This window comes from Campylobacter sp. GTC17093 (assembly GCF_055397635.1).
The window spans coordinates 1,359,675-1,372,184 of the sequence record NZ_AP038832.1 but is presented as its reverse complement, the minus strand read 5'-3'; the positions used below and the strand labels follow the sequence as shown (position 1 = coordinate 1,372,184).

Genomic DNA, 12,510 nt, shown 5'->3' with positions numbered 1-12,510 from the left:
AATATGCAACATGGAATCTTAATAATTGGTGAAGATATAATACTAAATAGTTCCTTTTTATCGTACATATATGAAAAATACGAAGATTATTTTGGTGAAAAAGGCGTGATAAATTATATCAATAAAAACGATAAAAATCTTCCTTTTAGTATAGAACATTATACTTTTTCTTATGATATTTTGACAATATTTACAACCGATGATAACTACCATATAGCAAGTAAAATTCTAGCAACACTAACTAGCGACATTTTAGAACTAAAAGACGGCATGTTGGTTCCAAGTAGAGTTAGTAAATTTACAAATGGAAGTTTTATAGTAAAAATCAATAATGCGGAAGTAAATCTAATAAATGCAAATCCAACGTCGGAATTACCAATATTTTTAAGCGATTTTGAACGAAATTTTGCTTATTTTTCAATATTTGATTTAGATAGCGAAAGCGCAAAAATTCTTCTTGAGCCACTTGCTAAAACATATGATATCACAATAAATTTAAGCCAAATAGTTACAAACTGGACAATTATTAGAGCAGAAGAAAATAAATTTGGCCAAATAGAAGGATTTTTACAAAGCGCAAAAACTCTTTTTTCCCAAAAAATTATATTGCAAAAAGATCCTATAAAACATATAGCAAATACGCTTATAAAAAAAGGGTTAAAAATTACTTTTGCAGAAAGTTGTTCGTGTGGTTTACTTGCTGCAAAATTTGGCTCATATGGTGGTGTATCTGCAGCATTTAATGGCTCACTTGTAACGTATGCAAATGATATAAAATCAACTTGGCTTGGCGTTAAGCAAAGCACTCTTGAAACTTATGGTGCAGTTAGTTCACAGTGTATTGAAGAGATGATAAATGGTGCACTTATAGCAAGTGGAGCTGATTTTGCTTTAGCAATAAGTGGTATAGCAGGACCAGATGGTGGAAGCATAGAAAAGCCAGTTGGAACAGTATTTATAGGCTCTGGCTCAAAAGATGGAAGCATAAATGTTGAAAGATTTTTTCTAAAAGGCAACAGAGACTACATAAGAGAGCAAAGTACAATTTTGGCATTTTTATCCCTTATAAGATTAAAGAGTGAACTGTTTTTTGATGAATAAATTCAGTAGTTTATTAACTACTTTTCATTATAATGCACTTCTTGATTATTTCAAAAAGGATGTCATATGGCTATAAATGTATTTTATGATAAAGATTGCGATTTATCTCTTATAAAAAGCAAAAAAGTTGCCATGATAGGTTTTGGTTCACAAGGTCATGCTCACGCTGAAAATCTTAGAGATAGTGGTGTTGAAGTGATAGTGGGACTAAAAAAAGATGGCAAAAGTTGGGCAAAAGCTGAAGCAAAAGGGTTTAAAGTTCTAAGCGTTAGCGAAGCTACAAAAGAAGCTGATCTTATCATGATACTCACACCAGATGAACATCAAGGTGAAATTTTTCAAAATGAAATAAAACCAAATCTAAAAAAAGGCTGCGCTATAGCTTTTGGACATGGTTTTAATGTCCACTTTGGTCAAATCCAAGCACCAGATGGCGTAGATTGTATCATGATAGCTCCAAAAGCTCCTGGTCATACTGTAAGAAGCGAATTTGTAAAAGGTGGCGGTATTCCTGATCTTATAGCAGTTGAACAAAACGCATCTGGAAAAGCAAGAGAGCTTGCACTTAGCTATGCTTGCGCAATAGGTGGTGGAAGAAGCGGTATCATAGAAACAACTTTTAAAGATGAAACAGAAACAGATCTTTTTGGCGAGCAAGCTGTTTTGTGTGGTGGACTATGCTCTCTTATAAATGCAGGATTTGAAACACTTGTAGAAGCTGGTTATGAACCAGAAATGGCTTATTTTGAATGCCTACACGAGATAAAGCTTATAGTTGATTTAATATATCAAGGCGGCATGGCTGATATGAGATATTCTATATCAAATACAGCTGAGTATGGAGATTATGTAAGCGGTCCAAAAGTTATAAATGAAGAAAGCAAAAAAGCTATGAAAGAAATCTTAAAAGAAATTCAAAATGGTAAATTTGCTAAAGATTTTATCTTAGAGAAAAAAGCAGGATACACTAGAATGAATGCTGAAAGAAAAATGTCTCAAGCTTCTCTTTTAAATAAAACTGGTGAAAAGCTTCGCGGAATGATGCCTTGGATAAAAAAAGGCAAACTAGTAGATCAATCAAAAAATTAATATCTTGAGTAAAAAAAAGTCTTCAAAAAAGCATGCTAGTACGCATACTTTTAAATGGTTTATTTTTTGTATTTTTATAATACTTGTTTTCTTTGCAGCTATTTATGGTGTTGCTATAAATGGTCAAAAAAAATTTATAAACGATAAAAATACCACCGCCAAAGTAGAAATATTTTTACCATTACAAAATCAAATCCAAACATCTAAAAAAGAAGATAACATCCCAAAAAAAGAAGATATCAATACAACAAAACAAGAACAAACTCTTTTAGATATAAACTACTCACAATATCAAACAAACATGCAAACTAGCCACATTCAACAGCAAGAATTAGCAGAGCAAAACTTGAGTGAATTTTTTAAATTTTTAGATGCAAATGACACTCTTCAAAATAAAAACGAATACCAAAAAATAGAAGAAAATATCTCAAAAGAAGAAAATATTACAATTCCAATTCAAGCCCCAAAAAAAATAAAAAAGATTGAATATGATGATTTAGAAAAAAAATCACAAAAAGCAACTTACGATAAAACAGCTAAAGTCATAAATAGAAAAGGTAAAAAACCACTTCTTTCTATAATTATTGATGATGTTTCTACTGCATCACAAGCAGAACTAATAAAAAAAATTAACCTTAAAATAACACCATCTATATTTCCTAAATCTAAAAGAACTCCAAACACACCAGAAATTGCAAATAAATTTAGCTTTTATATGGTTCATATGCCAATGAGTGCACTTAACTATAAAAACGAGGAGCCAAATACTCTTCATGTAACTGATAGCAGTGACACAATTTTAAAAAGAGTAATCAAAATAAAAAATGATTTTCCTAGACTTAAAATTATAAATAATCATACAGGAAGTGAGTTTACATCAAATTATCAATCCCTTGATAAACTGATGAATATTTTGAAATCTCAAAATTTAATACTTCTTGATAGCAAAACAATATCAAATAGCAAAGTTCAAATTCTAAGCCAAAAATACAATATGCCATATTTATTTAGAGATGTATTTTTAGACAATTCTATTACAGAATACGAGATAAAATCTCAACTTAGAGATGCTATTGCTATAGCCAAAAAAAGAGGATATGCTATAGCGATAGGTCATCCGCACGATGTAACATTAAAAACCTTGCAAAAAAGCAAAGATATGCTAAAAGATGTTGAAGTTGTGTATGTAGATAAACTTTATGAGGAAGTTTATGGAAATTTTAGATAGTATTCCACCAGCTCTTCTAAAACTAAAAAATCCGCCAAAAAAACTATATTTCAAAGGCAATAAGGCTCTTTTAAATATGCCTAAAATAGCTGTTGTTGGCTCAAGAAAAATATCTCAATATAGCAAAAACTTAATAACCAATCTTTGTTCTACACTTAAGAATTATGGTATTTGTGTGGTAAGTGGAGGTGCTATTGGATGTGATATAGCAGCACATAAAGCTAGTTTACCATATACTATAGCTGTTTTTGCAAATGGACTTAATATCATATATCCTAAAGCAAATGCAAGCATATTAAGCGAAATAGAAAAAAATGCTCTTATCTTAAGTGAATACAAAGAAAACGAACCGCCTTTTAGGTATAGATTTTTAGAAAGAAATCGTATAGTAGTTGGACTTTGCGATGCTATTGTAATAGCTCAAGCTGACATAAATAGCGGATCTATGTCTAGTGCTAAAATAGCCAAAGAATTAGGAATCCCAATATATGTTTTTCCACAAAGAATTGATGAAAGTTCTGGCACTAATTCTCTCTTAAAATTTGGGAATGCAACACTTTTGGATGACTTTGATGAATTAGGTGCGAAGTTTGGTAACAAATCTTTGATTAATTATCAAAAAGATGAGATACTAAATTTCATAAAAACTAATTCAAATTTACAAGATTGTTTAAATAGATTTGGAAATAAAATTTACGAATACGAACTTCTTGGTAAAATCGATATAATAGGCCTTAATGTGAGCATAAAATGACAGTAGCTATAGATGTAGGACTAAAAAGAATTGGCATTGCAATAGCTTATGAAAATGGTGTAATATTGCCACTTGATGCCATCATAAGAAAAAATCGCAATCAAGCTTCAGATGATGTAAAACATGTATTATCGGCATACAAAGCCACAAAGCTAGTTGTTGGAATTCCTCTTGGCGGAAGTAGCGAAGATGAAATGAAGCGACGTATAAAACATTTTGTTAGCCTAATAAATTTTGAAGGCGAGATAATTTTTGTTGATGAAAGTTATACAAGCAAGGAAGCTAGCAATTTTGCAATAGCTAATCACAAGAAAAAAGACGGAAAATTAGATAGCCTTAGTGCAATGATAATACTTCAAAGATATATTCAAAACTAAATTTTTATTATATACAATTTTGGATATATTTTGGAAACAAATTTATATTGACAATTACTTATTTATTATATAGAATAATTAATTAACAATAAAAGTTAAATATAGTCAATAAAAGGAGTTTAAAAATGAGTTTAAAGCAAAAGATATTTGTATTTCTTGCACTTATGTTAATATTTGGATATGGCATCTTTACTTTTTTAAGTTATAGTAGTTCTAAACAGATGATATCAAAGGAGATAGAGTCTGCAAACACAGAACTTGCTATTGCTAATTCAGAATTTGTAGAGCAATTTCTTAAAAATGCAATTAGATCAAATGAAAATGCAGCTAAACTAATAGCTCCAAAAAACTCATACGATAGAGCTCAAATTTCAGATCTTGTAAAACTTGGAGCTGGCGCAAGTGGTTCGAAATCTACTTTTATGGCTTTTGAAGACAATACTTTTGTTGATAGTGGAGATTGGGTTCCAGATACTTCATATTTACCAACTCAAAGAAGTTGGTATAAAGATTCTAAAAGTGCTGGAAAAACAGCAATTTCAAATCCTTATATAGATGCCGAAACAAAAGCTTTAGTAATTTCAACATCTTCTCCTATAATCAATAACTCTACTTTTAAAGGAGTTATAGCGTCTGACTTTTCATTAAAAGTCTTTAGTGATAAAATAAACGCATTAAAAGTTAAGGGTGGAAATGGCTTATTTCTAAATGATAAGGGTATAATAGTTGGTGCAAAAGATCCAGGAATGCTTGGTAAAAATTTTCAAGAAGTTTATAGTGACATGAGTAATGTTTACAATACTATTATGCAAAATAAACAAGGTATTGAAAAATATTCACTAAATGGATCAGAAAGAATTATGTTTTATGCAACAGATTCGCATGGTTGGAAATTCGCTATCTCAGTAGATGAATCCATAGCATATGAAGATGTTTCAATACAGCTTCGTAATTCAGCAATACTAGCCGTTGTATTTATATTTATAACAATTGGCGCGATATTTATAATATTGAGCTTAATGCTAAAACCAATCTCAATCATCCAAAACGGACTTAACGATTTCTTTAAATTTATTAATCACGAAAAAAGCAGTGCTGAGAATATAAAAATATCTTCTAAAGACGAATTTGGAAATATGGCAAAAGCCATCAATGAAAATATAGAAAAAACAAAAATAAATTTACAAGAAGAAAATGAGTTTATAGCTAAGTCTAATAAATTTGTAGATGAGATAAAACAAGGTGATTTCCTAGCTACTATGGATGCAAATACTTCAAATCCATCTTTAAATAAACTAAAAGGAACATTTAAAGAGCTCCAAGAAGTTTTAAGTAGTAGGATTGCAGATGATAGCAATCGTATATTTAAACTTTTAGATGAATACAAAGGAAGTAATTTTACTTCTAGAATAGAAGATAAAGGAACTATAGCTCAAGGTATTAACTCTCTTGGTGATGTTGTATCAAACATGTTAAAATCAAATTTAGAAAAAGCAGAAAATTTACAACAAAAAGCAGATTCTTTATCTAAAGCAGTAGATCAAATAACCACTTCAGCCAACAAACAAGCAAATGCTCTAGAAGAAAGTGCGGCTGCAGTTGAAGAGATGAGTAGTTCTATGAACTCAATCAATCAAAAAACAACAGAAGTTATAGCTCAATCTGAAGAGATTAAAAATGTTATTACTATAATAAAAGATATATCAGAACAAACAAACCTACTAGCACTTAATGCTGCAATAGAAGCAGCTAGAGCTGGAGAAGCAGGACGTGGCTTTGCAGTTGTTGCAGATGAAGTTAGAAAACTAGCTGAAAAAACAGGTAAGTCACTTACTGAAATAGAAGCTAATGTAAATGTATTAACTCAAAGCATTAATGAGATGAGTGAAAGCATAAGAGAACAAACTGAAGCAATATCTATGATAAATAACTCTGTTGCAGATGTTGATGCTTTAACAAAAGAAAATGTAAGTATTGCTAATAATACAAACGCTATAACAAAAGAACTAGATACTATGTCTAAAGAGATAGTTGAAGGTGTAAGGAAGAATAGGTTTTAAAAATAAACAAAACATATATTCAAAATATACTTTCTAAATATATACCCCCTAGATGTAGAGATACATGTAGGGGGGGGGTAGTTATTAGAATTTACTAAAAGCTTCCTTTATCTTTTTATATAAATTTTCAAAATCAACTCCAGCAACTCTAGTTTCAGCTATAGTTGTTATAAAATTTGTATCCCTTTGCCATCTTGGAACTAAGTGATAATGTACATGCTCGCAAATTCCAGCCCCAGCATCAGCCCCTAAGTTCATACCAATATTTATCCCACTAGCATTTACTGCTTTTTTTAAAACCTCCACTCCAATTCTTACATATGAGCTCATTTCAAGCCAAGCTTCTTCTTCTAAGCTCTCAATATTATCGATGTGTTTATATGGTATAATCATAAAATGTCCAGGCGAATACGGATAAAGATTCATTACCCCAAAGCAATGTTTTGCCCTAAAAAGAACGCCATTTTTTTCATCATCTTGCAAATTTTTTACAATATTGCAAAATACACAACAGTCACTTTTTTTCTCAAAATACTCAGATCTCCAAGGAGCATTTAAATGCTGCATTTCTAACCTTTCATGTCTTTTAATGCTTTTCCTATATTATCTTGCCTCATGAAATATTCGCCTATTAAAAATGCATCCACGCCTAACTTATTTAAATTTACAAGTTGTTCATGAGAATTAAGACCACTTTCTGCTACGATAATCTTTCCATTAGGAATAATTGGTATAAGCTTTTCGCACAAATCCATATGCATATCAAAAGTTTGTAAATCCCTATGATTTATCCCTATTATATTTACTCCTGCAAATATAGCCTTTATTATATCTTCTTTATCATGTGCTTCAAGTAAAACTTCCATTCCTAAAGCAAATGCAAGCTCAGTAAATTCTTTTAATTCTTTTTTACTAAGCGCTTTTGCAATAAGCAATATAAAATCAGCTCCATACAAATAAGCTTGTAAAATTTGATATTTATCTATTATAAAATCTTTTCTTAAAAGCGGTATATTTGTATATTTTCTTACAAGAGATAAATAATCCAAACTTCCTTTAAAAAAATGTGGTTCAGTTAAAATTGAAAGCGCATTTGCACCATTTTGTTGATATATACTTGCTATATTAATAGGATCAAAGTCATCCCTTATTATACCTTTGCTAGGGCTTGCTTTTTTAACTTCACATATTAGCCTAAATGGTTCATTATAAGTTGATTTAAGGGCTTTTTTTACATCTCTTTGAATATTTGAAACGCTAAAAATAGTACGATTTAATATATCAAAAGGGATTTCTTTTTTTTGAATTTCCAAATCCTCTTTTGTTTTTTTTATAATCTTATCAAGTATCATTTCATGCCTTTTGCCAAGCATTCATTTATAGCTTTTATATGGGCCTTTCCTTCATCTGAATTTATGAATTCTTCATTGTTTGATATTTTAGATATTGTATTTTTTGCGCTTTTGCAATCTCCTATTTTATATTCTCCCCATGCTACAGAATCTATAATATAAAAAGAATTTGGATCAAGTTCGTGAGCTTTCTTTGCTAAATCCAAGCCCTTTTTTATATCAATTTCATGCTCTATAAGCAAATATCCATAATAGTTATAAAATATAGGATCTTCTAGAGTATAAACTGATTTTTCAAAATTATAAATAACTTCATCTAACATATCTTTACTTGGTTTATTTTTACCATCTTCATATCTATATATAGCCATTTTTGCTTGATATAGAGGGTCTTTTGTTTTATGAAATTTATTTTTTACAAAATTATACGCATCTTTGTATTTGCCAATTTGTGCATAAAGATCTGCTAAAATATCATTATTTGGATATCTATTTTCTAGATATTTTATCGCTTTAGCATACTCTTTATCTATAACAAAAATCTGTATAATAGCTTGCAAATATTTATCATCTGAGTATTTCTCATAAAGTTTTTCATACATTTCTATAGCTTTTTTAGAATCATTGCTTCTTAAATAAAGTACACCAGCAGTTTCACAAGTATCACTAGTGCAGCCATTTTTATTTATGTGATCTTGTAAAAATTTTAAAGCATCTTTTGTTTTATATAAATTTTTATCCAAAACTTCAACAATTGGCATTAGATTTTTTTCAGTTGGATCCAAATCATAAGCTTTTTTTAGATATTTAACAGAAGTCTGATAATCCGCTTCATAGATATAAATCATACCAAGTATTGAAAAGTTTTTAGGATCCTGATCCTTTTTTATAAGATTAAGAACTTTATTTTTGGCAAGATTAAATTTTCCTCTCATAAGCATATCTGAAACTTCCAGTCTTATAAATTCTGGATCATCTCTTAAAACCGCATTACCTTTTTTTAAAAGCTCTGCAAAATCACTTGATTTATTTAAAAAAGATATCTTAATAGCTTCTTTTAGATATAATTTTTCACTAGTTTGATCATATAATTTAAGCAATAAAGACTTTGCTTCTTCAAAGTTTCCACTATTTTCATATAAAAATGCTTGCATTAAATTAAATCTTTGTGTCTCTATTTTAGTTAAATCTATGCAAAAAGCACTTACACACAAAAGAGTCATCAATACAATTTTTTTACACCAATACATTCTTTCTCCAATTTATCAAAATGATTTTTAAAATATTCCCAAAATGGAAAAGTCCTACACTGTTTTGGACGAAAATCATAAATACCACAATTTAGATTTTCTTCATCAAAAAATATACAAGCCCTTCCATTATAACAATTTTTCTCTTTTAGACTAAATTTAAATCCAACTTTGATTAAATATCTATATTTAAACTCATCAAAGTCCATATTTAATTTCTCACAAAGGAGTGCTATTTCATCATTATTTATCCAAATATAACCACTCTCCCCAGTGCAACATTTTCCTCCGCACTTTTCACAGCAAGATCCATCAAAAACATAATTAAATTCACTCATAATCAACACTCAATAAATCAGCTTTAGCAAAAATTTCCTTTGCTTCATCACTATATCCATTATCACAATTAACAAAAATAGGTGGTAAAATTTCGCATAGACTTTTAGAATTTTTCCTAGCCTCTATCAAAACGAGTTTTGATTTTTTAGTAACTTTTGGATGCACGAATTGTACCTTATTTAGAGTAAATTTAAGATTATAAAGTAAAAAACTTATCTCATGAATTCGTTTTGCGTCATAGCAAAAAAATATAGCTCCTTTTGGTTTTAAAAGTTTATATGATTTATCTAAAAAATTTTCTAAGCTCAAATTTGAGCTATATCTCGAAAAATTTCTATGCATATTTTCACTTTTTAATGCTCCATCATTATAAAATGGTGGATTTGATACTATAAAATCAAACTTTAAGCTTTCGTTCATATCACAAAAATTGCCATTTATTATATTTGCCTCTAAAAGGTTGTTATTAGAATTTTTGATAGAAATTTGGATATTTTTTTCTAATATATCTATCATTGTTAAAGAAATTTTTTCAAAATCTCTTTTTAATAAAAGACCTAAAATACCACATCCACAGCCAACATCTAAAACATTCCCATTTAGTTTTGTTATAAAATTATAAAGCATTACAGTATCACTGTTGTAACGATATCCATCTTTTGGTTGAAAAAGTTTCATCTATATACTTTTATCATAAAGCCTTTTTTGTTCGGCTTTGTTATGATCTCATTTGCATAAGATATCCTAGAAAAATCTCCAAACTCATCTTTTATGAGTTCAGCACCAACTTCTGCTCTTTCGTATCCTACGGCATAGTTTGCAAGCTTATTTGCATCGCTTGCTCCAGTATTTTGTAATTTTTGCGATACCGATCTTACCAAATTTGAATCATTTATAGGAATTACAACAAAAGTAAAATTAGAGTTGTATTTTTGTAAAAATTCGCTAACTAAATTTTTACACATTACGCTTGGTTTGTTTTTAGCGTTTAAATCCTCGCATGTTATTGAATCTATTGCTATGGCCTTCTTTGGCACTATCGTTTCTATACTTTTTTTATCTAACGCTAAAATTTCATGTCTTAGTTTGCTATTTTCTATTTCAAGCTGTTTTAAGTTTTGTAAGCTTTTTTCATATTTTGCTATGATATCATTTGTTTGATTGCTAGAAATTCTATTTTCTTTTAGTTTTTCATTTTCACTTACAACATCCAAAAGAAGTTTTTCACTGTTTAAAAGTTGTGTTTTTAGCTTATTGATATCCGCACTTAATATCTCGTTTTTCTCTTTTAGTAAAGTTGTATCTTTATCACCCTTAAAAGCTTGTGTATCAAAATTGCTTTTCTTTGTTTTACTTAAGAGAGCGACTTGAGTTTTTAGTTTCTCATTTTCTTTTTTCATATCAAGAGAATTTTGTCTTTCATCTTCTATATCGCTTAGCTTTTTATTAAGTATTTTTATTTTATCTTCATATTCTCTAGATTTTATCCCATAATTTAAAACCAAATTTGAATTTAAAGTTTTAGCTGCATTTTCTTCTTTTAGACCGCTTATTTTGCTATTTAATTCATCAATTTTTGCATTTAAGGTAGTTTGCAAATACGATTTTTCACTTAACAAAGATGCTATTTTTTCATTTAAAATTTTATAATTTTTTTCATCTATTTGCTTTGCTGTTTTATTATCATCTTTAAATTTATCAACTTGTTGATTTAATTCTAAAATTTGACCATCTTTTAGCCTTATCTCGTTTTGTAAATTTGCTATAATATTGCTTGTATTTTTATCTTGTATTCCTTTTAGCTCGTTTCGCAAACTATTTATAGTAGAGTTTTGTTCATTTATCTTAAGAAAGTATTTTTGCTCCAAATTTTTATCTTTTAGATTTGTCACTTCAGCAAGTGTTTGCGCTAGTCTATTTTCAAGACCCGAGATTTGATTTGTATAACTTTGTTTTTCCTCAAGCACAGTATTGTTTAGATTTTTAATCTCCTCATCTTTTTTCTCCAAATCTTTAATATATACTTCTTTTTCTTTATCAAACTCGTTTCTAGCATCTAAAAGAGCTAATTTGTTTTTCTTTTCTAAATCAGCAAGCTCGATAGTATGCTTACCCAAAAGTTCATTTATATATGCTTCTTTCGTATCTAGAGCTTGCTTTAGCTCTATTTTTTGAATCTCATATTCTTTGCTTTGTTTTGCTAAATTTTCTAAATTTTGCGCATTTTTTGTTTTCATATCTTTTATTTGTTCTACCAAATAATTGTTTTTCTCATTTAAAGTGGAATTGTTTTGTTTTTCTTTTGATGCAATATTTGCAAGTTTACCACTAAATTCGACTTCCTTATCATGCAAAATCTTTTGCATTAAATCAATTTCATTTCTTAACTCAACTATCTTTTTTTCATAAGATTTAGCATTTTGCATATTTTCAAGCTGAACATCATTTAATCTTTTTGTGAGCTCATCTATATTTTTATAGTGCTGATCTTGTGCTTCGCTCATAAGTTTTAAATTTTTATCCAAAAACTCTTTTTTTTCATTTTCTATGTCTTTTTTCTGATCCCTAAGACGAATTATAGCTTCCCAGTTTTTATTAGCAAGATCAATATTATCTATATACAACAGCTTATTTTGGTTTCTTAATGATATTATTTGAGCCTTTAGATCTTCATTACTTCCCTTAACCTCACCATCTTGGCTATTTATCTCAAAATTTAAGGCATAAGAATATGGAGTCATATAATCTCCATACTGAGATAAATCATTTTTATTTATATATTCATTTTGAACACTTTGAGGCAAATCACTAAATTTAAGCTCCCTGTGCTCTTTTTGTATATTATAATTATGTGCTATTTGTGGTGATTTTGTATCATAAAACACATAACAAATTGCACCAAATAAACACACAGCAAGTAGTGTTAGAAAAGCCAATAAAAACCTCAACCAAAATCTCCT

The 12,510-nt window shown here is 29.1% G+C and carries 11 protein-coding genes and 2 pseudogenes; 7 read left to right on the top strand and 6 right to left on the bottom strand.

The window, feature by feature from the left end; all coding sequences use genetic code 11:
• The first annotated feature begins 3 nt into the window (after nucleotides 1-3).
• From ACZ5VL_RS07190 to ACZ5VL_RS07160, 7 genes and pseudogenes are all read left to right on the top strand, one after another.
• A complete protein-coding gene (locus ACZ5VL_RS07190) occupies nucleotides 4-1,101 on the top strand; it encodes a CinA family protein (RefSeq protein ID WP_464198317.1) in 1,098 nt (365 codons plus the stop codon).
• Nucleotides 1,102-1,167: 66 nt separating this feature from the next.
• Entirely contained in the window at nucleotides 1,168-2,190 is a 1,023-nt protein-coding gene (ilvC, locus tag ACZ5VL_RS07185) for a ketol-acid reductoisomerase (protein WP_464198316.1), read from the top strand.
• Nucleotides 2,191-2,194: 4 nt separating this feature from the next.
• A complete protein-coding gene (locus ACZ5VL_RS07180; RefSeq protein WP_464198315.1) occupies nucleotides 2,195-3,418 on the top strand; it encodes a divergent polysaccharide deacetylase family protein in 1,224 nt (407 codons plus the stop codon).
• Nucleotides 3,402-4,172, top strand: coding sequence for a DNA-processing protein DprA (gene dprA, locus ACZ5VL_RS07175; RefSeq protein ID WP_464198313.1), 771 nt, complete (start codon nucleotides 3,402-3,404; stop codon nucleotides 4,170-4,172). Before ACZ5VL_RS07180 ends, dprA begins: the two co-directional genes overlap by 17 nt.
• Nucleotides 4,169-4,549 carry a Holliday junction resolvase RuvX gene (gene ruvX, locus ACZ5VL_RS07170; protein ID WP_464198311.1) on the top strand — a complete coding sequence of 127 codons (381 nt, stop codon included), beginning with the start codon at nucleotides 4,169-4,171 and terminating at the stop codon, nucleotides 4,547-4,549. Before dprA ends, ruvX begins: the two co-directional genes overlap by 4 nt.
• A 125-nt stretch (nucleotides 4,550-4,674) precedes the next feature.
• A pseudogene (locus tag ACZ5VL_RS07165) lies at nucleotides 4,675-5,391 on the top strand (cache domain-containing protein); the annotation flags it as partial.
• 816 nt (nucleotides 5,392-6,207) lie between these two features.
• Nucleotides 6,208-6,609: pseudogene (locus tag ACZ5VL_RS07160) on the top strand (methyl-accepting chemotaxis protein); the annotation flags it as partial.
• Between the two features lie 84 nt (nucleotides 6,610-6,693).
• On the opposite strand, the gene ACZ5VL_RS07155 reads toward ACZ5VL_RS07160, so the two are convergent.
• Genes ACZ5VL_RS07155 through ACZ5VL_RS07130 form a run of 6 tightly spaced genes read right to left on the bottom strand, consistent with a single transcriptional unit; the run spans nucleotide 6,694 to nucleotide 12,498 of the window.
• On the bottom strand, nucleotides 6,694-7,176 hold the full coding sequence (locus ACZ5VL_RS07155) for an HIT family protein (RefSeq protein ID WP_464198309.1): 483 nt from the start codon (nucleotides 7,174-7,176) through the stop codon (nucleotides 6,694-6,696).
• 2 nt (nucleotides 7,177-7,178) lie between these two features.
• Complete coding sequence (gene trpC / locus ACZ5VL_RS07150; protein ID WP_464198307.1) at nucleotides 7,179-7,961, bottom strand: indole-3-glycerol phosphate synthase TrpC; 783 nt, start codon at nucleotides 7,959-7,961, stop codon at nucleotides 7,179-7,181.
• Nucleotides 7,958-9,211 (bottom strand): tetratricopeptide repeat protein, encoded by a 1,254-nt coding sequence (locus ACZ5VL_RS07145; RefSeq protein ID WP_464198305.1) that lies wholly within the window; start codon nucleotides 9,209-9,211, stop codon nucleotides 7,958-7,960. Before ACZ5VL_RS07145 ends, trpC begins: the two co-directional genes overlap by 4 nt.
• A complete protein-coding gene (locus ACZ5VL_RS07140; RefSeq protein ID WP_464198303.1) occupies nucleotides 9,184-9,549 on the bottom strand; it encodes a YkgJ family cysteine cluster protein in 366 nt (121 codons plus the stop codon). The genes ACZ5VL_RS07145 and ACZ5VL_RS07140 overlap by 28 nt, the downstream gene beginning before the upstream one ends.
• A complete protein-coding gene (locus tag ACZ5VL_RS07135) occupies nucleotides 9,542-10,228 on the bottom strand; it encodes a tRNA1(Val) (adenine(37)-N6)-methyltransferase (protein ID WP_464198301.1) in 687 nt (228 codons plus the stop codon). Before ACZ5VL_RS07135 ends, ACZ5VL_RS07140 begins: the two co-directional genes overlap by 8 nt.
• Complete coding sequence (locus ACZ5VL_RS07130; protein ID WP_464198300.1) at nucleotides 10,225-12,498, bottom strand: hypothetical protein; 2,274 nt, start codon at nucleotides 12,496-12,498, stop codon at nucleotides 10,225-10,227. The genes ACZ5VL_RS07135 and ACZ5VL_RS07130 overlap by 4 nt, the downstream gene beginning before the upstream one ends.
• Nucleotides 12,499-12,510: the final 12 nt, after the last annotated feature.